This is a genomic window from Pseudomonas plecoglossicida NBRC 103162 = DSM 15088, assembly GCF_000730665.1.
Classification (GTDB): Bacteria; Pseudomonadota; Gammaproteobacteria; order Pseudomonadales; family Pseudomonadaceae; genus Aquipseudomonas; species Aquipseudomonas plecoglossicida.
In genome coordinates this window covers 23,373-44,362 of record NZ_BBIV01000032.1, presented here as the reverse complement: position 1 = coordinate 44,362, position 20,990 = coordinate 23,373, and the positions used below count along the sequence as shown (strand labels likewise).

The window sequence follows — 20,990 nt, the reverse complement described above, 5'->3', positions numbered from 1 at the left end:
GGTGGAAACTGCCCGCACGATAGCAGGTTTTAACCCTTGCCGCGCCGCAGCGTCTCGCTCGGTAACTCCTTGAACAATTGCCGGTAACTCTCTGAAAACCTTCCTAAATGCCAGAACGACCAGCGCATGGCCACTTCCGCTACCGTCAGCTCGCCACCGCGCAGCAAGTCGCGCCGAGCACCGTTCAAGCGGCGCAGGCGCAACCACTGCGCAGGCGGCATGCCGGTAAAGGCCTTGAAGGCATCCTGCAGCTGGCGCAGGGACACGCCGGCAACAGCTGCCAGTTCCACCAGGTTGAGGGTTTCCTCCGGGCAGTCCGCCGCCCATTCGCTGACCCGCTGCATGATCCCCCGCTCCACCCCGCGCCGACCCAGGGCACCGCCCTGCAGGCGCTGGCAGGCATTGTCGAGAATGAACAGGCAGTCTTCCAGCAGCTGCTCGGCAAGCGCCTGGCCCTCGAGCGGGCAGTCGGCGTCACTCAGCCGCGTCAGGGTAGCGCTGAGCCAGCTGCCGAACAGTGCGTTCTGGCCACTGCCCAACGGCACCATGAACAAGCCTTCCAGACGCTGCGGATCGAGACCGTGCCGAGCAAGGAAGGCCTGGTCGAACACCACCGCCACTTCCTGATAGTTCTCTGGTGTGATCCAGATATTGCGGCTCTGCTCGTTGAGCAGGTAGAGGCTGTTCTCGCTGCGGTCGAAGCAGAACGCCAGGGCGCCGCTCGGGGCACGGAAGAACTGCTCGACGCGGGTATTGAGGCGCTCTTCATAGACCTCCACGCCGTCGAGCCCCAGGCAGCGCAGCTGGCCGCTGAAGTGGCCCGGCGACATTTGCCGGTATTGCTGCTGCCAACCGGGGCTCGCACGCACCTGGTCGGTGACATCGGTGGTGTGAAAAGCCTGGACTTGCAAGGCATTGGGCGTTGTCACGCTTGGTCCTATTTGCACTCTTTTGGTGCATTCATTGCCGAATAAAGTGGATAGATCAGCCACGGGGCCTGCGACCAAGATAGTCGCCAGCACGCCGGGTGGGAAGGCTCCTACCCGCAAGTGCCACAAAAACCCAACCAAGAGGTCTGTATGAACGCCCCCTTCGATCAGCTGTCCACCTGGCTGAAAGAGCACCGCATCACTGAAGTCGAATGCGTGATCAGCGACCTGACCGGCATCGCCCGCGGCAAGATCGCGCCGACCGCCAAATTCCTCCACGAACGCGGGATGCGCCTGCCCGAAAGCGTGCTGCTGCAGACGGTCACCGGCGACTACGTCGACGACGACATCTACTACAACTTGCTCGACGCCGCCGACATCGACATGGTCTGCCGCCCCGACCCGACGGCCGTCTACCAGATTCCGTGGGCCATCGAGCCGACGGCGATCGTCATCCACGACACCTTCGACAAGCACGGCAATCCCATCGAGCTGTCGCCGCGCAACGTCCTGAAGAAAGTCCTCAAGCTGTATGCCGACAAGGGCTGGCAGCCGATCGTCGCGCCGGAGATGGAGTTCTACCTGACCCAGCGCTGCGAAGACCCGGACCTTCCCCTGCAAGTACCGATGGGCCGCTCGGGCCGCGCTGAAAGCGGGCGTCAGTCGTTCTCCATCGATGCCGCCAACGAATTCGACCCGCTGTTCGAGGACGTCTACGACTGGTGCGAACTGCAAGGCCTGGACCTGGACACGCTGATCCACGAAGACGGCCCGGCGCAGATGGAGATCAACTTCCGTCACGGCGACGCGCTGGACCTGGCCGACCAGATCACGGTGTTCAAGCGCACCATGCGCGAGGCCGCGCTCAAGCACAACGTGGCGGCCACCTTCATGGCCAAGCCGATCACCGACGAGCCGGGCAGTGCCATGCACCTGCACCAGAGCGTGATCGACATCGCCACGGGCAAACCGGTGTTCGCCAATGACGATGGCAGCATGAGCGAGCTGTTCCTGCACCACATTGGCGGCCTGCAGAAGTACATACCCAAGCTGCTGCCGATGTTCGCACCGAACGTCAACTCGTTCCGCCGCTTCCTTCCGGACACTTCGGCGCCGGTCAACGTCGAATGGGGCGAGGAAAACCGCACCGCCGGGCTGCGCGTGCCGACCTCCAGCCCCGAGGCGATGCGGGTGGAAAACCGTCTGCCGGGCGCCGACGCCAACCCGTACCTGGCGATCGCCGCGAGCCTGTTGTGCGGCTACCTGGGCATGGTCGAGAAGCTCGATCCGAGCGCACCGGTGCAAGGCCGCGCTTACGAGCGACGCAACCTGAGGCTGCCGATCACCATCGAGGATGCCCTGCAGCACATGGAAGACTGCGAGACCGTGCAGCAGTACCTGGGCAAGCAGTTCGTCCAGGGCTATGTGGCGGTCAAGCGTGCCGAGCATGAAAACTTCAAGCGCGTGATCAGCTCGTGGGAGCGTGAGTTCCTGCTGCTCAGCGTTTAACGCTAATCGCCGGCAAGCCGGCTCCCACATGATCATCGCTGTACCTGTGGGAGCCGGCTCGCCGGCGATTGGGCTGCACAGCAGCCCCAAAACACCGAATTCGAAGAACAAGACCAACGAGGTGTCGACATGCGTCATCTGCAATCCCTGGTTCCCGCAGCATTCACCCTGCTATTCGGCGCCGCCGCGCAGGCCACGCCCAGCGTCAGCGTGTACAACTGGACCGACTACATCGGTGATACGACGCTGGCTGATTTCCAGGCCAGCAGCGGCATCAAGGTGGTGTATGACGTGTTCGACTCCAACGAAACCCTCGAAGGCAAGCTGCTCGCCGGCCGCACCGGTTACGATGTGGTCGTGCCGTCCAACCACTTCCTCGCCCGCCAGGCACAAGCCGGCGCCTTCCTGCCGCTGGACCGCAGCAAGCTGCCGAACTGGAAGCACCTGGACCCGAAACTCTTGCAGCAGCTCGAACAGAACGACCCAGGCAACCAGTACGCCGTCCCTTACCTGTGGGGCACCAATGGCATCGGCTACAACGTCGACAAGGTCAAGGCCGCGCTGGGCATCAACCATGTCGATTCCTGGGCGGTGCTGTTCGAACCCGAGAACCTGAAGAAGCTCCAGCAATGTGGCGTCGCTTTCATGGACTCGCCCGACGAGCTGTTCCCGGCCATGCTCAACTACCTGGGTCTGGACCCGCGCAGCGAGAAACCAGGCGACTACGCCAAGGCTGAGGCTCGCCTGCTCGAACTGCGTCCCTACATCACCTACTTCCACTCCTCCAAGTACGTGTCGGACCTCGCCAACGGCGATGTCTGCGTGGCCTTCGGCTACTCCGGCGACGTGTTCCAGGCGGCCAACCGCGCTGTGGAAGCGAACAACGGCGTGAAAGTCGCCTACAGCATCCCCAAGGAAGGCAGCAACCTGTGGTTCGACCTGCTGGCCATTCCCAAGGATGCCAACAACCCCGAACAGGCACTGGCCTTCATCAACTACCTGATGCAGCCGCAGGTCATCGCCAAGGTCAGCGCCAGCGTCGGCTACGCCAACGCCAACCCCGACGCCAAGGCCTACATGGACCAGGCACTGGTCGACAACCCCGAGATCTACCCACCCCAGGATGTACTGGACAAGCTGTACATCTCCAGCACCCCGAGCCCGAAGATCATGCGCGTCATGACCCGCTCCTGGAGCAAGATCAAGTCCAACCGCTGAGCCGAGAACGCGCCATGCCTTTCGATACCCAACATACCGCGTCGTACTACGCTGCCACGGCACGCAACACGGCGCCCTACCCCAGCCTCGACGGCGAACTGACGGCCGACGTGTGCGTGGTCGGCGGCGGCCTGACCGGCGTCAACACCGCCCTGGAACTGGCCGAGCGGGGCCTCTCGGTGATCTTGCTCGAGGGCCGACGCATCGGCTGGGGCGCCAGCGGGCGCAACGGCGGCCAGCTGATCCGCGGCATCGGCCATGACGTCAGCGGCTTCGCCCGCTACGTCGGCCAGGATGGCGTGCGCTACCTGAAGCAGGCCGGCATCGATTCGGTGGCCCTGGTGGCCAGCCGCATCGAGCAATACGGCATCGACTGCGACCTGCGCTGGGGGTTCTGCGAACTGGCCAACACGCCTGCGCAATTCGCTGCCTTCAAGGAAGAACAAGACGACCTCGCTGCCCTCGGCTACCGCCACGAAACCCGCCTGGTGCCAGCGACGCGCATGCACGAGGTGGTTGCCAGCGACCAGTATGCCGGTGGCCTGGTGGACATGGGCTCAGGCCATCTGCACCCACTGGACCTGGTCCAGGGCGAAGCGCGGGCGGCACACGGCCTGGGGGTGCGCATCTTCGAGCAAAGCCCGGTGCTGCGCATCGAGCATGGCAGCACGGTTACCTTGCACACCTCACGTGGCAAGGTGCGTGCGCGCAACCTGGTACTGGGCTGCAACGCTCACCTGGATGAACTGGAACCACGGCTGAGCGGCAAGGTGCTGCCGGCGGGCAGTTATGTGGTGGCGACCGAACCGCTGCCCGAAGCGCTTGCGTACACGCTGATCCCGCAGAACATGGCGCTGTGCGACCAGAAAGTCGGCCTGGACTACTACCGCCTGACAGCCGACCGCCGCTTGCTGTTCGGCGGCGCTTGCCATTATTCCGGCCGCGACCCCAGCGACATCGCGGCGTACATGCGGCCGAAAGTGCTCAAGGTATTCCCGCAGTTGGCCGACGTGCGCATCGACTACCAGTGGGGTGGCATGATCGGCATCACCGCCAACCGCTTCCCGCAGGTGGGCAGGTTGAGTCAGTACCCGAATGTCTACTATGCCCAGGGCTATTCCGGGCATGGGCTGAACGTGACCCACTGGATGGCGAAACTGCTGGCGGAAGGCATTGCGCTCGGTCAGAGCCACGGGCTGGACGTGTTCAGTGCCGTGCCACACCTGACCTTCCCTGGGGGCAAGGCATTGCGCTCGCCGCTGCTGGCGTTGGGGATGTTGTGGTATCGCTTGCGTGAGGCGTTGGGATAACGACGCCTGAAGGTAACCACCGCAGCGTACCTACGGCGCGCCGGTGGTTACCGCACAAGCAAGAATTTAATTTAAATACCTATCGTAATAGTCTGTTTTATAACGAATTTATAATTCTAGAAACTACTTCAAGTTCATAGGATCGCTTGCAAGCCTTTGCTGGCAATCACGTTCAGCAACTTCAACGCCGGTCCCGCCGGCCTCGTCTCGCCCTGCTCCCACTTGCGGATGGTTGAAGCACTGGTGTGCAAGTGCAGGGCAAACACCGGCTGGCTGAAGTTCAGTGCCTCTCGCAAACGACGGATATCCAGCGCACTGAACTCCTGTACTGGCGCAGGACAGAGCATGTCGTAATCGCGCAAGGTGACCTTGCCGACAGCCCCGGCCTCATGAAGCGCTACGAGATCTTCACGCAACGACTCAATGATTTGGCTCACAGCTGACCTCCATTAACACACCTGACTGCAAGGCCCTGCCAAGTGCTACAGGTGAAAGCTCCAGGAAGACCTTGCCAGCGAACTGCAATGCCTTCCTTTCCTCGACGGTGATGTTGGCCTTGTCGCTTTTGGCAAAACCGTGCAGGAAAACATAGCGATTGCCGATCCGGGCCGACAGCAGCGTTCGATATCCGCCTCGTTTGCCCGCGCCATGGCCAGCCACACGTTTCTTGAACAACTCGCCACCAAGGTTGGCATCCACCAACCCTTGACGCATCTCTTCCACGGCTTGGCACAGCAGGCTGTCCGAGAGCCGTTGGGCTACTTGCCAACGCGCGAAATCCTTGCGCTTGAACACTTCCATGAGAACCCCAGAACCATACCCGAAACGGGCATAGTTTTCCAGCAAGGGCCACAAGCGCATAGTCGGTGGATACCGAGTGAATCGTGGGAAATTTCCTAAGCTAGTTTCGCGCGGGGCCTTAACACTCCACAAAAGCCACAGCCAATCCACCCCGCGAAGTTTCCTTGTAATTGGCATGCATATCAGCCCCGGTGTCGCGCATGGTACGGATCACCCGATCAAGCGAGATAAAGTGCTCGCCGTCGCCACGCAAGGCCATCTGCACGGCATTGATCGCCTTGACCGCGGCAATCGCGTTGCGCTCGATGCAGGGCACCTGCACCAGGCCGCCCACCGGGTCGCAGGTCAGCCCCAGGTTGTGTTCAAGGGCAATCTCGGCAGCGTTCTCCAGCTGCGGTGGTGTCGCGCCCAGCACTTCGGCCAGGCCCGCGGCGGCCATCGAGCAGGCCGAACCCACTTCGCCCTGGCAACCGACTTCGGCACCGGAAATCGAGGCGTTCTTCTTGCACAGGATGCCTACCGCGGCCGCGGCCAGCAGGAAAGCCACCACATCGTCGTCACAGGCAGCCGGGTTGAACTTCATGTAGTAGTGCAACACCGCCGGGATGATGCCAGCGGCACCATTGGTCGGCGCGGTGACCATGCGCCCGCCTGCGGCGTTCTCCTCGTTCACCGCCAGGGCGAACAGGTTGACCCACTCCATGGCACTCAAGGTCGAACCGATCACATTGGGTTTGCCCAGCTCCTGCAGACTGCGGTGCAAACGGGCGGCGCGGCGCTTGACGTTGAGCCCGCCAGGCAGCACGCCTTCGTGGCGCAAGCCGTTGTCGACGCACTCGCGCATGGCCGCCCAGATGCGCAGCAGCCCCTCGCGCACTTCACTTTCAGCTCGCCAGGCGCATTCATTGGCCATCATCAGCTGGCTGACGCTCAGGCCGTGGCCCTTGCACAGGGCCAGCAATTCGGCGCCGCTGGAAAACTCGTACGGCAGGCTGACGGCGCCGAGCGCGGCTTCGGGGGCGTCGACCTGTTGCTGCTCGACGATGAAACCACCGCCGATGGAGTAATAGGTCTGACTGAACAGCACGCCCTGCCCGCCCTGCGCTTCAAGGGTCATGGCATTGGGGTGATAAGGCAGGCTCTCGTCCAGCAGCAACAGGTCGCGGGCGTAGTCGAACTCCAGCGGATGGCTGCCATCGAGCATCAGGCACTTCTCCTGCAGCACGTGGCCGATGCGCGGCTCGATGGTCGCCGGGTCGATGCGGTCCGGCCACTGGCCCATCAGCCCGAGCAGGCAGGCCCGGTCGGTGGCGTGGCCGACCCCGGTTGCCGACAGCGAACCATACAGGCGCACCTCCACCCGGCTTGCCTGCGCCAGCAGGCCACGCTCACGCAAGGCCTGGGCGAAGGTCGCCGCGGCCCGCATCGGGCCGACGGTATGGGAGCTCGATGGGCCGATGCCAATCTTGAAAAGGTCGAAAACACTGATAGCCATGCTAATGCCTGACCGTGCCGACGCGTACGCGCCGCTGCACGGCTCTCTGGGAAAATTGAACGGTACTGCTGATTTGAGCGATACTGCCGCGCTCATCTGCAGATGACCAACGAAATTTCCTAAGCATGTCTTTAGTGGTGCTAAACGATGCGACGGCAACTCAATGGCCAGATGTTCGTCTGGCTGCATGTCTTCAGCTGCGCGGCACGGCACCTGTCGTTCACCCGCTGCGCGGAGGAACTGCACATCACCCCGGGCGCGGTCAGCCAACAGATGCGTCAACTGGAAGAGCGCCTGGGCTATCGGTTGTTCCTGCGTCGGGCGCGTGGCGTGGAACTGAGTGCCGAGGGCCAGCGCCTGGCGCAGACCGTGGCCGAAGCCTATGGCAGCATCGAGGCCGAGTTGCTGCGCCTGGATGCCGGGGAAATCCGTGGCACCCTGCGCCTGCGTTCGATTCCGTCGTTCCTGGCCAAGTGGCTGACGCCGCGCTTGCCGCGCTTCCAGCAACGCTACCCAGACATCGAACTGCGCCTGGTGGCCGAAGACAGCGCCCAGGCCCTGCACCCCGGTGACTTCGACCTGGCCATCGACCTGAACGACGGCAGCTACCCCGGCATGCTGTCGACACCGCTACTGGACGAGCAGATCTTCCCGGTCTGCTCGCCCGCCCTGCTTCGCGGCCGCCCGCCCCTGCACGGCCCGGCGGACCTGGTGCATTACCCGCTGCTGCATGACATCACCGCCTGGCGCGGCAGTTCGGAATACGCCGAATGGGAGTTCTACCTGGACGGCATCGGCGCAGGCGGGCTGGATGTACGCCGCGGGCATACCTTCAACCGCAATCACCTGACCATCGAGGCGGCGATCGCCGGCATCGGCGTGGCCATTGCTCGGCGCACGCTGCTCAACGACGAACTGGAACGCGGGGCGCTAATCGTGCCGTTCGGGGTGCCGATCGCCAACTACAAGCGCTACGTGGTGCATTACCCGCCAGGCGGCTTGAACCAGCCTGGCGCGCGAGCGGTGCATGACTGGCTGGTCGAGGAAGCGCAGAGTTTCAGGGCATTGCACCCGTTGGCTTGATCCCCCGCGCGCAGAGGTCAGTACGCCTGTTTGCCCGTGAAGGCATTGAGCGTGCGCACCAGGATCACGAAATCGAGCCACAGTGACCAATTGTTGATGTACTCGATGTCCGAGTCGACCCGCTGGATCATCTGCTCGATGTCACGGGTTTCGCCACGGAACCCACGCACCTGGGCAAGACCTGTCATGCCCGGCTTGATGTTGTGGCGGGCAAAGTAGTCGACGATGTCCTGCGAATACAGCGAATCATGCTGCAAGGCATGGGGACGCGGCCCGACCAGGGACATCTCGCCAGTCAGCACATTGAACAGCTGCGGCAGTTCGTCCAGGCTGGTGCGCCGAATAAACGCCCCTACTCGGGTCAAGCGCGGGTCGTTCTTCTGGGCCTGCTTGACTACGCCTTGCTCGGGCTGATGCACATGCATGCTCCTGAACTTCCAGATGCGGAAAGACTCGCCGGTCCAGCCCGTGCGTTCCTGACGGAAGAACACCGGCCCCGGGCTGTCCAGCTTGATCGCCAGGGCAACGGCCAGCAGTACCGGTGATGCACACAGCAGGATCAGCGCCGCCAGCACCCGATCCTCGAGGTTCTTGAGGAACAGGCTCATGCCGGTCAGCGGCGTCTCCGACAACGTCAGCACCGGGATACCGGCAATTTCACGCACGCTGTGGTTGATCAGTCGCAACGAGAAGATATCGGGTACCCAATTGACCGCGATGCACTTGTCGAGCAACTTCAAATACACTTCGTTGATAACTTCCGAACCGCCCAGCGGGGTAACCAGATAAACAGTTCTTATTGCATGTTGCGCGACCAGCTCATCCAGTTCATCGATATGCCCGACAATGGGCAAGCGCTGTTTGCCGTCGGCTGTTTCCTTGCCCTGCTCGGCCATTTCATCAATCAGCACGCAACCCACTACCCGCTCGCCAAACCACGGGTTGTTGCTGATCTTCTGATACAGGAAGTTGGCCAGATCACCCGACCCGATGATCAGGGCATTATCCAGCCGGGCATGGGCGGTAAAGCGTTTTTGCACCTCGCGCACGGCATAGTGCAGGAACAGCTGCACCACATAGCCGATCACGAACAGCTGCCCCACCACCATGCGTGAATAGGTCTCGCTCTGCTTGGTCAGGAACGCCAGCACCACGAGGAAACAGAAGGTCGCCGACCAGGCCTTGAACAGCCTGAACGCCTTGATCGACAAGCCCACGTTGGTACGATAGATGGCGTAGTGGTCGTAGATCACCGCCAGGGCGCCGATCAGCAGCAGCAGCATGATCACGTAGTCGGAAGTGATGTAACCGATCTGATCGTAGATCAGGTACCAGGCCACGCCGGTCACGGCAATGCCGTCGAGGCCCGCCTGGACGGCGTTGCTGACGCTGCTTCTTCGCTGGAGCAAGGAACGACTGCTTCTGGGTTCGAAAACCATTCTCAGGCCTCATCAAATTTAAGCGCAGCAGAAACTTTTCACCGGGTCGGCGACAGCAACACTATAACTTTGTATATATATCGAAAACTTACATGCCCCGAGGCGGATAATTTCATTTGATCTTAGGGTAGCAGTATATTGCCATTACGCCCGCAACGATCATGCCGACGGATTATCGGTGACGTCTTTCTGGCGGTTTGCCGTAAACATCAATGTGCGACAAATAAACATCGGATTACCCACAACATAGCGCATGAACAGCCGTCTGGGTTCTTTCATCAGTCGGAAAAGCCATTCCCCACCCAGGCGCCGCATCCACCGCGGCGCCCGCGTCACCTTGCCGCCGAGAAAATCCAGGATCGCCCCCCCACACACGATCAGACACGGGCCGCCGCTGGCCGCCAGCTGCCGGGCGACAAGCTCCTGCCTGGGCATGCCCATACCCAGCACAATGAGTTCAGGCTGCAAGTCCTGCGCCAGTTCAAGGTAGGTGCGGACCTCGGCAAAACCATCGTGCAACGACACCGGAGTGACACCGTACAGCGCCTCGCTGCGCCTGGCTGCCTCTGCCAACACCGGTTGCCGGGTGCCCCAGAATGCCACCCGACGACCTTTGAACGCGGCCAGCAACTTGGGAATGAAATCGGTACCGTTCATGTTCAACCCAGGGTCCGCTCCCATGCGGCGGAACAACAGAGCGACCCCTGAGCCGTCACGCAACAGCACATCGGCAGCCGTGAGCGCTTGCAGGAAGGCGCCATCCCGGGCCACCAGGTTCAGCGCATGGGCATTGACGAAACCCAGCACCAGCGCACGATCCGGTACAGTCAGCGCATGGAGCACGCGCTGCTCGTCTGCCGGGTCGATCACCCGGCGCATCTTCTCGGTCACCGCCTGCCAGCGGCCTTGCCAGCCTGGTTTGTCCATCAGCCATCATCCCGCTTCGAACGCACCCACTCGACCTGGCGCTTGACCAGGAACCCAAGGTACAGCGGGATCTTCTTCAACGCGTATAGCGGTGCATAGATCAACACCGAAAACGGGATCACTTCCCGGGAGAAACGGCTCCAGGCCAGCCAGACAGCACAGCCCAGCATGGCCAGCGCCAGCGTCGCCAGCGCAGCCGGCAGCGCGATGCCCAGCAGCAGGAACATCAGCCATGACACGCCGAACACGCCCGCCAACGCCAAGGTCAACAGCGCCAGCGGCGGCACCATCAGGTCCAGGCTCATGGCCAGCAACGGCCAGTTGCGCTTGACCAGGGCGCTGACGAGCAGTTTCGGCCCATCTGCCAGCAGCACGCCCAGGTGGCCATGCTCCCAGCGCGTGCGCTGGCCGCTGAGACCTTCCTGGCTGGTTGGAAAGAGGCTGGTGACCCGGGCCTGGGGGCAGAACAATGGGGGCTTGCCGACACGGCAGAAGTCCAGCCCCAGCTTGAGGTCTTCGACCAGATGCCCGGTGGCCAGGTTGGCGGCAGCGATGTCCTGCCAGCCAATCGCCATGCCCGTGCCCATCAATTGGCACGGCAGCCCCGCACGTGCCCAGCCTAGCGGACGCACCAGGTTCTTGACGCGCCAGGCGAACTCGGCGATCTGCACCTTGAGCCCCGCGCCCGCCGGCGCGCACATCAGGTCCAGGCCCTGCACCGGGCGCGCGGCTTCGATGCAGCGTTGTGCCAAATGCTCGATGGCACCTTCGCTGACCTGGCAATCGGCATCGATGATCACCACCACCTCCGGCGGCTCGTCGGCCAGGTGGCGCACACCGCAGTCCAGCGCATAGCCTTTGCCGCGCAATTGCGCGTGCTGGCGTTCGACGACCTGCGCACCGGCGACGCGAGCCAGCGCCGCTGTCTGGTCGCTGCAGTTGTCGGCCACCACCAGCAGGCGGTCACCCTCGCGCAACTGACGGCGGATGCCTTGCACCGTCGCGACGATGCCGGACGCCTCGTTGTGCGCAGGCACCAGCACGGCCACTTGTGGCCGGGTTGTGGTGCCCGCTTGCCGTGCGCGCGCGGGCAGGCAGGCCAGCAGCACCTGGGTGAACAGTACCGTCACCGGCACCAGGATCAGGATCGCCAGGGCGCTCAGCAACCCAGTGATGAGTGTGATCATGCGGGAGCCTTGAAGTAGTGGGCCAGCTTGGCCGCCTCGGTGTCGATGTCATGGCGCTCGAGCACCCGCTGACGCGCTGCCTCGCCCATACGCTGCAGGACGTCGACCGGTTGCGTCAGGCAGTCGGCCATCGCCGCGGCCAGTTCGTCGACGGCGCCAGCGGGAAACAGCCAGCCGTTCTCCCCTGGCCTCACCAGCTCGGGAATGCCGGCCACGTAGGTGGTCAGCACCGGCCGGCGCAAGGCCATGGCCTCCATGATGACCACGGGCAAACCCTCGGCGAAGCTCGGCAGGACCAGCGCACGGGCAGCGAGGATCTCTTCGCGCACCTGCGCACTGCTGATCCAGCCAGTGATCCGCACCTGGGCCTGCAACCGGTGGCGGGCGACCAGCGCCTCGATCTGCGGGCGCATTTCGCCGTCACCGGCCAGCACCAGCTCGAAGTCCTGGCCTTGATCGGCCAGCCGACGCGCCGCCTCGATCAGCAGCAGTTGGCCCTTCTGCTCGCACAATCGACCCACGCAAACCAGCCGCGGAGCAGCGGGGGCCGCCTGCGCCTCGACCTGGTGAAAGCCAGGCTCCAGGCCACAATGCACAACCTTGACCTTGTCCCAGTGCTCATGGGCCACCCAGCGATAAAGCTGGCTACGGCCATACGAGCTGACCGAGGCGACGAAGGCGGCCCGCCGCACTTTTTCGCCCACGTGCAGGAACTGCGGCTTGTCGAACTCCTCCGGCCCATGCACGGTGAAACTGTAAGGCGGCCCGCCCAGGGCATTGGCCAGCATCACCACTTCGGTGGAGTTGGTGCCGAAGTGCGCATGCACATGCTCCGCGCCGAATGCCTGCAGCCACTGCACCACGCGGCAGGCCTCGGCCAGGTAGACCAGGTGATAGGGCAGCGGCCGGTCCGCACGCAGGCCCAGGCGCAGGGCCAGCCACAAGGCCGAGCCGAAGCGCCGTGGCTCGGCCCGCAGGACCTGCCACACCGGCTTGAGCAGGCCCTTGACCCCGCCTTGCAGGACGTACTGGGTCTTTTCCCGCTCGGCCAGATCCTCGGCGTCCTGCAGCTCGCCGTCCCAACCCCGCAGGGCGATCCGCTGGACCACCACCCCCTGGCGCTCCAGCGCGAGGATTTCCCGGCGGATGAAGCTGTGGCTGACCTTCGGGTACTGATTGATGAAATAAGCGATGCGCATATGAATCCGGATCCCTACCTGCGTGATTGACGCCCGCTCAACGTTGCGGGCACAGGCCCTTGGCTTTCGCGCTCGCCTTGAGCACTTCGTCGTACATGGCCTGCAGTTCCAGTGCCTGGTCGCTGCACAGGGTGATGCCTTGCTTGAAGGTATTGCGGTGCTGTCGATAGCGCTCGGGGTGCTCGAGGATGTCGACCAGTGCCTGACGCAAGTATTTCTCGTCGGCACTGAGCGGGATCAGCGTGCCATTGACCCCATCGACGATGTCTTCCACGGTGCCACCGGCGTGGGTGCTGATCACCCAGACATCGCGCACCAGCGCCTCGCGCACCGCCAGCCCGAAGGTTTCCTTGGACTGCGTGGGGAACAGCAGCACATCGATGCCGGCAAAGAATTCGTCCATGTTGGCCTGGGTGTAGCCCGGCACGATGCTGACGGTGCCGGGTATCTTGATGCTGTGACGGTTCAATGAGCGAAAGCCCAGGTGCAGCAGGTTATCGACCACTCTCAGTTCGTAGTCGGTGCGCTGCAGCCCGGCGAAGGCGCGGGTGATCACGTCGATACCCTTGATGGTCGCATTGCCCCCGACGAAACCGAAGCGGATCGCCTTGCCCGGGTGACGGTGGTAATCGGCCGCCGGCGGCAGGATGCCGTTGCGGTTGACGCGGATCGTCGCGGCATCGAAGCCATTGGCGATGTACAGGTTGCGCGCGAAGTGGCTGGGCGCAAGCAACAGGTTGGCCTGTTTCAGCGTGCTGGCCAGAAACGCCTGGCGATAGTCGTTGAGCTCCGGGTCGTCGACGCAGCGCGCGCAGACGTCGGCGCGGATGGTGGTCTGGCCACAGTACTTGCCATGGTTGTCGATCATGAAATGGCGCCCGCAGATCCACCAGCAGTCGTGCAACGTCACCACGAACGGCAGGCCCGCGCGCCGGCAGCTGTCGGCCAGCAATGCGCTCAAGCCCTGGATCGAATGCATGTGCACGAGGTCCGGGGCTACGCGTTTGAGCACGGTGTCGAACACCGGCAGCGTGGCCGGGTTTTCGAATTCCTCATGGGCACTGCGCTGGTCCGGCAGGCCCATGCCGATCACCGCGGCACCGTGGGCCTCGTAGCGGTACAGGCTGTAGGGCTCGGCGTCGGCTTGCGGCAACGAGGTGAAGATGAACTGCTGGAAGGTGGTGGTCGCCACCATCAAGCGCGCCATCTGTTCAGCCACCACCGTGGCGCCACCGAAACTGCGCGGGGCGAAGAAGATATTGGCTGCCAGCACGCGCCGGGTGCGATCACGCGCCAGCGTCGGGAACAACTGGCCGAGCTGCTCGCTGTTCAGCGTCTGGGCCGCCGCGTCCCACTCGACCAGGGTGACATGGGCTACGCCCATGTCCAGCATGGCCTTGGCCAGTGCCGGCGTTGAAGCGATGGCACGATCACAGGCGAGCAAGGCCTGCTGGTACAAGTTGACCGCCGCCAGCAACTGGCCGGACGTTTCCTCGCTGAACGGGCTCAGGTCATGGTGCAACCGATACGCCTGCGGGTCGAAGATCAACGCGTCGACATCCCAGATCGAGCTCACCTTCAACCGCTTGGACTCTTCGAGCAGTTGCAGCAATTCGACCGTGGCCGGCAGTCGATGAAAGATCACCACCGACGCGGTCTGCAAGGCGTTCATGCAGGCCGCGCCATCGCGCCAGTCGAGCACCTGGCAATGGTAACCAAGGCCCTGCAGGGCGTGCTGCAGCCAGCTGGGCCGAGCGCTGCAACCCTGGGCCAGATCACTTTCGCAGATCACCAGCAGCTCACGTGGGAACAACTCACTGGCCGGCACGCTCGGGTCGTCCAGCGGCAGGCTCTTGCGCTTGCTGTCGGCGGGCTTCCACAACAGTGCCGGGCCATGCTTGAGCAGTTCGCGAAATGCCTTCTTCAGCGTCGGGTACAGACCCGCCTTGCGCAGGTAGGCGATGAAACGCTGGTCCGGGCGGGGCTCGGTCATGAACTGACGCAGCAGCCTGGTCAACCGGTCCTTGACTCCGAGCGGGGCGCAGGCCTGCGTGTCCTGCTGCATCGCCAGCGCACTGGCCAGGCGCTGGTGGTGCACACTCAGTTGCCGGGCGACCTCATGGTCAGGCAACGCAGCCTCGAGCTGCCCGAACAGGTCATCGAGCAGCGCGTGCCGACGCCGGTACATGGCCCGTTTCTTGGGTGCGATGTCGTCGGCCGAGCGCTTGGCCGCGATCAAAGGGATGGCGAAGAATCCTTCACGCGACTGCATCTGGGCGCCGTTCTCCTGCCAGATGGTGTCGTAGTTGGCGGCAAGCTCGCGGCCCGTGTCCGCACCGAAATAGGGATGCCGATGATGCCGGTAGGCGTCACTGACGGCATGGATATGCGCTGCGCCCACCAGCCGTGCCACGCACTTGGTGGCCTCGATCAACAGGCTGCGTGGGCGCAGGCCTTCGAAGTCCTTGGTCAGGTCGCGGTAGATGTTCAGCGAGGTCTCGCTGTCGATACCTTTGTGTATCCCTTGCACGGCACCGATCAGCAGGCACAGTTCGCCGTCCACCCGGCACAGGCTGAAGGCCAGCGACGCTACCCGCAACTCGCCCTGGAACAGGTTCAGCACCAGTTCCCCTTCACGCTTGAACCACATCGGCCGGTCCAACACCAGGGTGCAGCCCTGGGAGTATGCCGACAGGTCCGCAAGGGTACGTCGATCGTCGCGCCCCAGCAGCAGCAGGGACGGAAATTGCCCGGCCACCACCTCGTAGTGCGAGGCCACCACTGCAAGGCGTTCAGGTGCATCCCAGCCTTTGCTGATGTAGGGCCACTGCAGGATACCGATGCAGTCGTCACCCAGCACAGCAACGCAGTCTTCGCCCAGGGCAGTGTTCAGGCGCTGCATGAAGACCCGCAGCCGTGGCCGCTGGCGAACCATCAGCAAGGCCAGGGCAAGCCTGTTCTTCAACGCTCGCGGCGAGTAGCCAGGGTGTACCGCTGGCAAGCTGCTGGCGAGTGATACAAGGTTCATGGTCATCTCACTTGTACTCGATCAGCGCAGATTTGCTGGCGGTCAACCTGTCCACCAGGAACTTCACCTGCCCGACCATTTCAGGAAACTTCGCCAGTACCAGGAACACTGCCTGCAGGCCGTTCTCGCGCAGCGAGCGTCCACCGCGACGCGCCAGGCGCAGGGCCTGCAAGGGGTAGATCGACAGCAGCAACAGCCCCCAGCCGCCGAACAGCCCACTGAGCAGCAGCGTTGCCAGTGGAATGCCCAGGCCCCACAACCAGGCCCTGCGCGACTCACGGCGCCAGTGCCGCTCGGGCGCAAAGCCGTGCAGGTGAGCACCTTCGGCAAAGGCATAGCCGCCCCGCACGCAGCGCCTCCACCACTGGCTGAAGCGGGTCATGGCCGCATCGTGCAAGGTCATTTCGGCGCCCAGGCGCCAGATCTTCCAGCCACGGGCTCGCAGGCGTACACAGAGTTCCGGCTCTTCGCCGGCAATCAGTCCCGGCCGGTAGCCCGACACGGCCATGAAGGCATCGACCCGCATCAGTGCATCGCCACCACAGGCCTTGGCTTCGCCCACCGGGGTATCCCATTCCAGGTCGCACAACAGGTTGTACACCGAACGTTCAGGAAAGCGCTCCCGGCGCCGGCCGCAGACCACCGCGACCTCGGGGTGCGCGTCGAGAAACCGCTGGGCACGGTTCAGCCACCCCGCCACCACCTCGCAATCACCGTCGACGAACTGCACATGGCGAAGGTCCGGGCGCAACTGCAGCAGGCAGGCGAAACCTTCGTTGCGCGCCCGCGCCGCGGTGAACGGCGTGCTCAAGTCCAGCGCGAGCACCTCGACCCCATGACTGCGCGCCTTTTGCACCGAGTCGTCGGTGGAGCCCGAGTCGACATACACGACCTGATCCGCACCCTGTGCCAGTGAAGCCAGGCAGCGCTCCAGGCGCATGCCTTCGTTACGACCGATCACCACCACTCCGATGCCTGTCACCATGCGCCTCACTCGCCACCCTTGACTGCCCTTCGCCGATCACCGCCATCCAGCAGACGGTTCATGAGTACTGCGCTGCCTCATTGTGCTTGCGGGCCTTGACCGTAGCTGGCACCCCCACCGCCAGCGAATTGTCCGGCACATCGATCAGCACCACTGCATTGGAGCCGATCACCACGTTGTCGCCGATGCGGATGTTGCCCAGCAACTTGGCCCCGGCACCGATATCGACGTTGTTGCCGATCACCGGAGCGGTCGGCTCGCTGACGTTCTTCAGGCCCACCACCACGCCGTTGCGGATCCTGCAGTCGTCACCGAAGCGGGCGTAGCCGCTGATGACGATGCCGCCGAAATGGTCGATGACGAAGTTGCGCCCCACCACCACTTCGCACGGCAGTTCGACGCCGGTGATGATCTGCACGAACTTGAACAGCACCTTGTAGATGAACGAGAGCAACTTGCGCAGCAGCGCCGGACGCACGCCATAGCGCCAGCGGCCGAAGCGGTACACCAGCATCACCCAGAAGCCCTGGGCACCCCAATCACCACCGTATGCCCGCAAGTCCGCGCGGATATTCTCGAACATGGCTTCACCTTACCGTGTTGGCTGCGTTGCATAGCGGGTCTTGAACAGCAGCGACCAGGTGGCGCGGGTGTGCTGCCAACAGGCCTTGATGGCGGCCCGGCCACGCCCCTTCAACAGCGCCTTGAGCGCCAGTACCAGGTCGCCCAGGCTGACCAGGCACATGTGCAAGGCCAGCCCCGCCGCGCCGTGGTGCTTACGGAAATACAGCAGTTCGCTTTCGATCTGGTAGGTGGAGATCTGCCGGCTGGCGGCCTCCAGTTCGGCGACCGACTTGGAGCTTTCGCCGCCGATGTGCACGACCGTGGTATGCGGGTAGAACACCACCTTCCAGCCGGCTTCCTTGACCCGCTTGCAGTGGTCGACTTCCTCGTAGTAGAGAAAATACCGCGGGTCGAACAGCCCGACCTTGTCGAGCACCTCGCGGCGCACCAGGTAGAAACACCCCGGCAGCCAGTCGCATTCGCGCACCGAGCCATGGTCCCAGCTCATTTCGTCGACCATCTTCAGCCCGGGGAACAACCGCCCGAGGCCGGTGCGGGCAACGAAGATGTTCAAGGGTGTCGGGAAGTACCGGCAGCACGGCTGCAGATCCCCTTCGCGCCCTTCCAGGCGCACGCCCAGCACACCGCAGTCGGGATGAGCGTCCATGTAGGCGACGGTTTTTTCCAGGGTGTCGCGGGCGACGAAGGCATCGGTGTTGAGCAGCAGCGCATACTTGCCCTTGAGGTGCGCCAGCAACTGGTTGTTGGCGCGACCGAAGCCGACGTTCTGCTTGTTGCTCAACAGCAGCGCCTCGGGGCAGACCTGCGCCAGGCATTCCAGCGAGTTGTCGGCCGAGGCGTTGTCCACCACCAGGTAGCTTGCCAACCGCTCGCTGTCGGCCTGGCGCAACGCGTCGAACATCGGCTGCAACAGCGATGCGGTGTTGAAATTGACGACCATCACATCAACGGGCTTGCTATCCATTGTTTCCGTCCCCAAAGAAATACTGCCGCCTCACTGCCGCCAAGGTCGGTTCCAGCGCCGGGTCGTAAGCCCCCTTGCGCTGCTTGACGAGGTCTATCCAGGGATACGCATTGCAACGTTCCTCGACCCGCCTGATCAGCTCCTCGGTCGAGCAGATGACCTTGGCCGGGTTGCCCCCCACCACCATGCCCGGTGGCACATCCTTGGTGACCACCGCACCCGCGGCGACCACCGAGTCCGGCCCGATGGTGACCCGCGGCATGACGATGGCACCATGGCCGACGAAGCAGTTGTCACGTATATCAATGTAGCCCACCGAATCGAGCTGCTTGCCGTAACACACCTCGATCAGCGCCACCACGCCGTCGTGCCCGATCAGGGTGCAGTCCGACAGGCCCACGTTGCTGCCGATGCGCACCAGGGTCGGATCGGTGACGCAAACGCCGCAGTTGATGTGCACGTTGTTGCCGATCGAATGAAACTTGCCCCATCGTGCCTGGTAGGTGCCCCATTGCAGGGGCGAGGGGTTGCAGAATTTCCTCCACAGCGAGCTGCCTCGCCCAGTTGCGTTGGCGTAGTGGTACAGGGCGTTCCGTAGCCATCCGAACATGCTGTCTGCCTCGTTAGTAACGTCTTCCTGGACTGCTCCTGAGGCGAACCCGGTCTCGTTCTTCTTGTTGCTGACCGCATCGCACTCAACCCTTGTCAACCGCGCTGATCGCTGTCATTTCATGCCGTGGCACGCTCCTGGCGGTTCATGCGACCGCCCTGCTGGTGGTGTTCATCTTGGCGTCGAGATGGTCTGCCAGGCGCAGGGCGAACTGCAGCAGCGGCATCGTCGGGTTGGACGCACCGCTGGTGGCGAAGATGCTGCTGCCGGCGACATACAGGTTTTCGGTACCGAACACCTTGCAGTCGCGGTCGACCACGCCGAACTCGGGCGTTGCGGCCATGCGCGTGGTGCCCATGTGGTGGGCATGGGGCTGAAGTCTCAGGGGCAAGGCCGTGTCGTAGACGAAGTCGTGCAACTTGACGAAGCCAAGCCCCATTTCGGCGAACTGCTTGGCCAGTTCGCTGCCGATGCACTTGATGGTATGCCGGTCTTCGGCGCTCAGTGCCCAGTTGACATTGATCTTTCGCATCCCCAATGCGTCCTTCTCATCCAGTAGCGAGAGGCGGCTCTGCACATTGGGAAACTGCTCGATCATGGTGCTGATGACGCCATCGCCGGGGCAGCTGAAGTTGGCGATGAAGGCGATCTTGCTCGCCACACCCATTTCGCAGGCGAGGTTCTCCAGGAAGTGCTTGACCTCGGCGGTTCGGCCGTAGGTCCTGACATCGTCGAGCACCGCCGTGGTCACGTTGCCTTTGCCCGCGCGGTACTCGGCGACGAAGGCGTCGGTGGTGTAGTACTGGTGCTGGGCGGTGTCCTGCCCGTCGCCGAGGATGAAGGTGCCCATGTCGATGTTCAGGTGTTCCATGAAACAGCGCCCCACCAGGCCCTCGCGGCTTGCCACACCGGCCGCCTGCAGCGACTGGCTGTTGAGCAGCTGGCGTGCGTTCTCGATGGCGCCGGTCGCCAGGATGAATTGCTTGGCCACCAGCCGCTGGCGGTGGTTGTCGTAGTCGGACACCTGCACGCAGGTCAGACTGCCGGTAGCCTTGTCGAACTCAAGGTCCACGCAGTTGCAGTTGATGAACACATCGAGCCCGTCGGTCTCATTGAGCGCGGTGGCGTATTTCTGCGCGAAGCGCGTGGGTGGGCTGAGCAGAAAACGATCGGCATCGAAGTCGCCGCCTTTCAGGGCATCGTTCAACGCCTGGAAGTCCTTGCCCTGCGGCAGGTCGACGATGTCCATGGCGGCCGGCAGGTAACGCTCGATCTCGGCATAGGGGATCGGCCAACCCGGCAAGTCGCCCGGTGGCTGCACGGCGAAGTCGGACGCGGTGAACGGTCGGCAACGACCCGCCCAGTGATTGGAGGTGCCGCCGAGAAATCGCAGGCGCGTCTCTTCGGCGTAGAGCTCCAGCCCCGAGGAGGTGCATTGGTACAACGCCTGCGAGCGCGGTGCGTACTCGTGGCCACCGCCTTCGATCAGCACCACCCGCCAGCCGGCCTTCGCCAGGCGCAGGGCCAGGGTAATGCCCGCAGGCCCCGCGCCGATGATGCACACGTCATAGCTTTCGCGCAGCGTTGTCTGCGCCTGGTAGTCGTTGATCATGTCTACTGCTTCCGGAAGTACTGGGACGGCAACACCCAACCGTTGATCACGACAAACCCTTTCGGCTCGGCAGGTTCACTTGCGGCGGCGCGGGCGGTGCCAGGCAAGA

General features: G+C 63.4%; 18 protein-coding genes and 1 pseudogene. 4 read left to right on the top strand and 15 right to left on the bottom strand.

Translation table 11 applies throughout. The features are described 5' to 3' along the window. Positions 1 to 29 precede the first annotated feature (29 nt). Complete coding sequence (locus tag PPL01S_RS17735) at positions 30 to 929, bottom strand: helix-turn-helix domain-containing protein (RefSeq protein WP_016394717.1); 900 nt, start codon at positions 927 to 929, stop codon at positions 30 to 32. 150 nt (positions 930 to 1,079) lie between these two features. Between PPL01S_RS17735 and PPL01S_RS17730 the strand changes: the two genes are divergently transcribed. The 3 genes from PPL01S_RS17730 to PPL01S_RS17720 all read left to right on the top strand — a co-directional run bounded on the left by PPL01S_RS17730 (position 1,080) and on the right by PPL01S_RS17720 (position 4,966). Then, entirely contained in the window at positions 1,080 to 2,438 is a 1,359-nt protein-coding gene (locus PPL01S_RS17730; protein ID WP_016394718.1) for a glutamine synthetase family protein, read from the top strand. Positions 2,439 to 2,567: 129 nt separating this feature from the next. Continuing rightward, positions 2,568 to 3,656: a polyamine ABC transporter substrate-binding protein gene (locus tag PPL01S_RS17725; RefSeq protein ID WP_028625370.1), complete on the top strand. Its 1,089-nt coding sequence runs from the start codon at positions 2,568 to 2,570 to the stop codon at positions 3,654 to 3,656. A gap of 14 nt (positions 3,657 to 3,670) precedes the next feature. Beyond that, the gene (locus PPL01S_RS17720) at positions 3,671 to 4,966 is read left to right on the top strand and encodes an NAD(P)/FAD-dependent oxidoreductase (RefSeq protein WP_028625369.1); all 1,296 of its coding nucleotides are present in this window, start codon (positions 3,671 to 3,673) and stop codon (positions 4,964 to 4,966) included. A gap of 134 nt (positions 4,967 to 5,100) precedes the next feature. Here PPL01S_RS17720 and PPL01S_RS17715 read toward each other — a convergent pair whose 3' ends face one another. From PPL01S_RS17715 to PPL01S_RS17705, 3 genes are all read right to left on the bottom strand, one after another. After that, complete coding sequence (locus tag PPL01S_RS17715; RefSeq protein WP_016394721.1) at positions 5,101 to 5,403, bottom strand: helix-turn-helix domain-containing protein; 303 nt, start codon at positions 5,401 to 5,403, stop codon at positions 5,101 to 5,103. Further along, the gene (locus PPL01S_RS17710; protein WP_016394722.1) at positions 5,387 to 5,767 is read right to left on the bottom strand and encodes a type II toxin-antitoxin system RelE/ParE family toxin; all 381 of its coding nucleotides are present in this window, start codon (positions 5,765 to 5,767) and stop codon (positions 5,387 to 5,389) included. The genes PPL01S_RS17715 and PPL01S_RS17710 overlap by 17 nt, the downstream gene beginning before the upstream one ends. A gap of 118 nt (positions 5,768 to 5,885) precedes the next feature. Next, positions 5,886 to 7,262 (bottom strand): L-serine ammonia-lyase, encoded by a 1,377-nt coding sequence (locus PPL01S_RS17705; RefSeq protein ID WP_016394723.1) that lies wholly within the window; start codon positions 7,260 to 7,262, stop codon positions 5,886 to 5,888. A 147-nt stretch (positions 7,263 to 7,409) separates the two neighbouring features. Here PPL01S_RS17705 and PPL01S_RS17700 point away from each other — a divergent pair, with 147 nt between their 5' ends. Further along, positions 7,410 to 8,345 carry a LysR substrate-binding domain-containing protein gene (locus PPL01S_RS17700; protein ID WP_016394724.1) on the top strand — a complete coding sequence of 312 codons (936 nt, stop codon included), beginning with the start codon at positions 7,410 to 7,412 and terminating at the stop codon, positions 8,343 to 8,345. A 17-nt stretch (positions 8,346 to 8,362) separates the two neighbouring features. On the opposite strand, the gene PPL01S_RS17695 is transcribed toward PPL01S_RS17700, so the two are convergent. From PPL01S_RS17695 to PPL01S_RS17650, 11 genes and pseudogenes are all read right to left on the bottom strand, one after another. Next, a complete protein-coding gene (locus PPL01S_RS17695) occupies positions 8,363 to 9,784 on the bottom strand; it encodes an undecaprenyl-phosphate glucose phosphotransferase (protein ID WP_016394725.1) in 1,422 nt (473 codons plus the stop codon). Positions 9,785 to 9,943: 159 nt separating this feature from the next. Continuing rightward, positions 9,944 to 10,711 (bottom strand): WecB/TagA/CpsF family glycosyltransferase, encoded by a 768-nt coding sequence (locus PPL01S_RS17690; protein WP_028625368.1) that lies wholly within the window; start codon positions 10,709 to 10,711, stop codon positions 9,944 to 9,946. Next, positions 10,711 to 11,898: a glycosyltransferase family 2 protein gene (locus PPL01S_RS17685; RefSeq protein ID WP_016394727.1), complete on the bottom strand. Its 1,188-nt coding sequence runs from the start codon at positions 11,896 to 11,898 to the stop codon at positions 10,711 to 10,713. The genes PPL01S_RS17690 and PPL01S_RS17685 overlap by 1 nt, the downstream gene beginning before the upstream one ends. Beyond that, positions 11,895 to 13,097, bottom strand: coding sequence for a glycosyltransferase (locus tag PPL01S_RS17680; RefSeq protein WP_016394728.1), 1,203 nt, complete (start codon positions 13,095 to 13,097; stop codon positions 11,895 to 11,897). The genes PPL01S_RS17685 and PPL01S_RS17680 overlap by 4 nt, the downstream gene beginning before the upstream one ends. Positions 13,098 to 13,134: 37 nt before the next feature. Further along, positions 13,135 to 14,481: a glycosyltransferase family 4 protein gene (locus PPL01S_RS25925; protein WP_308300913.1), complete on the bottom strand. Its 1,347-nt coding sequence runs from the start codon at positions 14,479 to 14,481 to the stop codon at positions 13,135 to 13,137. 741 nt (positions 14,482 to 15,222) lie between these two features. Beyond that, positions 15,223 to 16,125 (bottom strand): annotated as a pseudogene (locus tag PPL01S_RS25920) (DUF535 family protein); the annotation flags it as partial. A 7-nt stretch (positions 16,126 to 16,132) separates the two neighbouring features. Continuing rightward, a complete protein-coding gene (locus PPL01S_RS17670) occupies positions 16,133 to 17,110 on the bottom strand; it encodes a glycosyltransferase family 2 protein (protein WP_016394730.1) in 978 nt (325 codons plus the stop codon). A 58-nt stretch (positions 17,111 to 17,168) separates the two neighbouring features. Continuing rightward, complete coding sequence (locus PPL01S_RS17665; protein WP_016394731.1) at positions 17,169 to 17,693, bottom strand: serine O-acetyltransferase; 525 nt, start codon at positions 17,691 to 17,693, stop codon at positions 17,169 to 17,171. A 9-nt stretch (positions 17,694 to 17,702) separates the two neighbouring features. Further along, positions 17,703 to 18,659 carry a glycosyltransferase family 2 protein gene (locus PPL01S_RS17660; protein ID WP_016394732.1) on the bottom strand — a complete coding sequence of 319 codons (957 nt, stop codon included), beginning with the start codon at positions 18,657 to 18,659 and terminating at the stop codon, positions 17,703 to 17,705. Further along, positions 18,652 to 19,269, bottom strand: a complete 618-nt coding sequence (locus tag PPL01S_RS17655) for an acyltransferase (RefSeq protein WP_016394733.1) — start codon at positions 19,267 to 19,269, stop codon at positions 18,652 to 18,654. The genes PPL01S_RS17660 and PPL01S_RS17655 overlap by 8 nt, the downstream gene beginning before the upstream one ends. Positions 19,270 to 19,414: 145 nt before the next feature. After that, a complete protein-coding gene (locus PPL01S_RS17650) occupies positions 19,415 to 20,881 on the bottom strand; it encodes an FAD-dependent oxidoreductase (protein ID WP_016394734.1) in 1,467 nt (488 codons plus the stop codon). Between the last annotated feature and the right edge of the window lie 109 nt (positions 20,882 to 20,990).

Bases quoted from the DNA above. Each gene is read 5' to 3' on its own strand.
- PPL01S_RS17730 (WP_016394718.1), top strand. From the start codon at position 1,080: ATGAACGCCCCCTTCGATCAGCTGTCCACCTGGCTGAAAGAGCACCGC.
- PPL01S_RS17725 (WP_028625370.1), top strand. From the start codon at position 2,568: ATGCGTCATCTGCAATCCCTGGTTCCCGCAGCATTCACCCTGCTATTC.
- PPL01S_RS17720 (WP_028625369.1), top strand. From the start codon at position 3,671: ATGCCTTTCGATACCCAACATACCGCGTCGTACTACGCTGCCACGGCA.
- PPL01S_RS17710 (WP_016394722.1), bottom strand. From the start codon at position 5,767: ATGGAAGTGTTCAAGCGCAAGGATTTCGCGCGTTGGCAAGTAGCCCAA.
- PPL01S_RS17705 (WP_016394723.1), bottom strand. From the start codon at position 7,262: ATGGCTATCAGTGTTTTCGACCTTTTCAAGATTGGCATCGGCCCATCG.
- PPL01S_RS17700 (WP_016394724.1), top strand. From the start codon at position 7,410: ATGCGACGGCAACTCAATGGCCAGATGTTCGTCTGGCTGCATGTCTTC.
- PPL01S_RS17695 (WP_016394725.1), bottom strand. From the start codon at position 9,784: ATGGTTTTCGAACCCAGAAGCAGTCGTTCCTTGCTCCAGCGAAGAAGC.
- PPL01S_RS17690 (WP_028625368.1), bottom strand. From the start codon at position 10,711: ATGGACAAACCAGGCTGGCAAGGCCGCTGGCAGGCGGTGACCGAGAAG.
- PPL01S_RS17685 (WP_016394727.1), bottom strand. From the start codon at position 11,898: ATGATCACACTCATCACTGGGTTGCTGAGCGCCCTGGCGATCCTGATC.
- PPL01S_RS17680 (WP_016394728.1), bottom strand. From the start codon at position 13,097: ATGCGCATCGCTTATTTCATCAATCAGTACCCGAAGGTCAGCCACAGC.
- PPL01S_RS25925 (WP_308300913.1), bottom strand. From the start codon at position 14,481: ATGGGCGTAGCCCATGTCACCCTGGTCGAGTGGGACGCGGCGGCCCAG.
- PPL01S_RS17670 (WP_016394730.1), bottom strand. From the start codon at position 17,110: ATGGTGACAGGCATCGGAGTGGTGGTGATCGGTCGTAACGAAGGCATG.
- PPL01S_RS17665 (WP_016394731.1), bottom strand. From the start codon at position 17,693: ATGTTCGAGAATATCCGCGCGGACTTGCGGGCATACGGTGGTGATTGG.
- PPL01S_RS17660 (WP_016394732.1), bottom strand. From the start codon at position 18,659: ATGGATAGCAAGCCCGTTGATGTGATGGTCGTCAATTTCAACACCGCA.
- PPL01S_RS17655 (WP_016394733.1), bottom strand. From the start codon at position 19,269: ATGTTCGGATGGCTACGGAACGCCCTGTACCACTACGCCAACGCAACT.
- PPL01S_RS17650 (WP_016394734.1), bottom strand. From the start codon at position 20,881: ATGATCAACGACTACCAGGCGCAGACAACGCTGCGCGAAAGCTATGAC.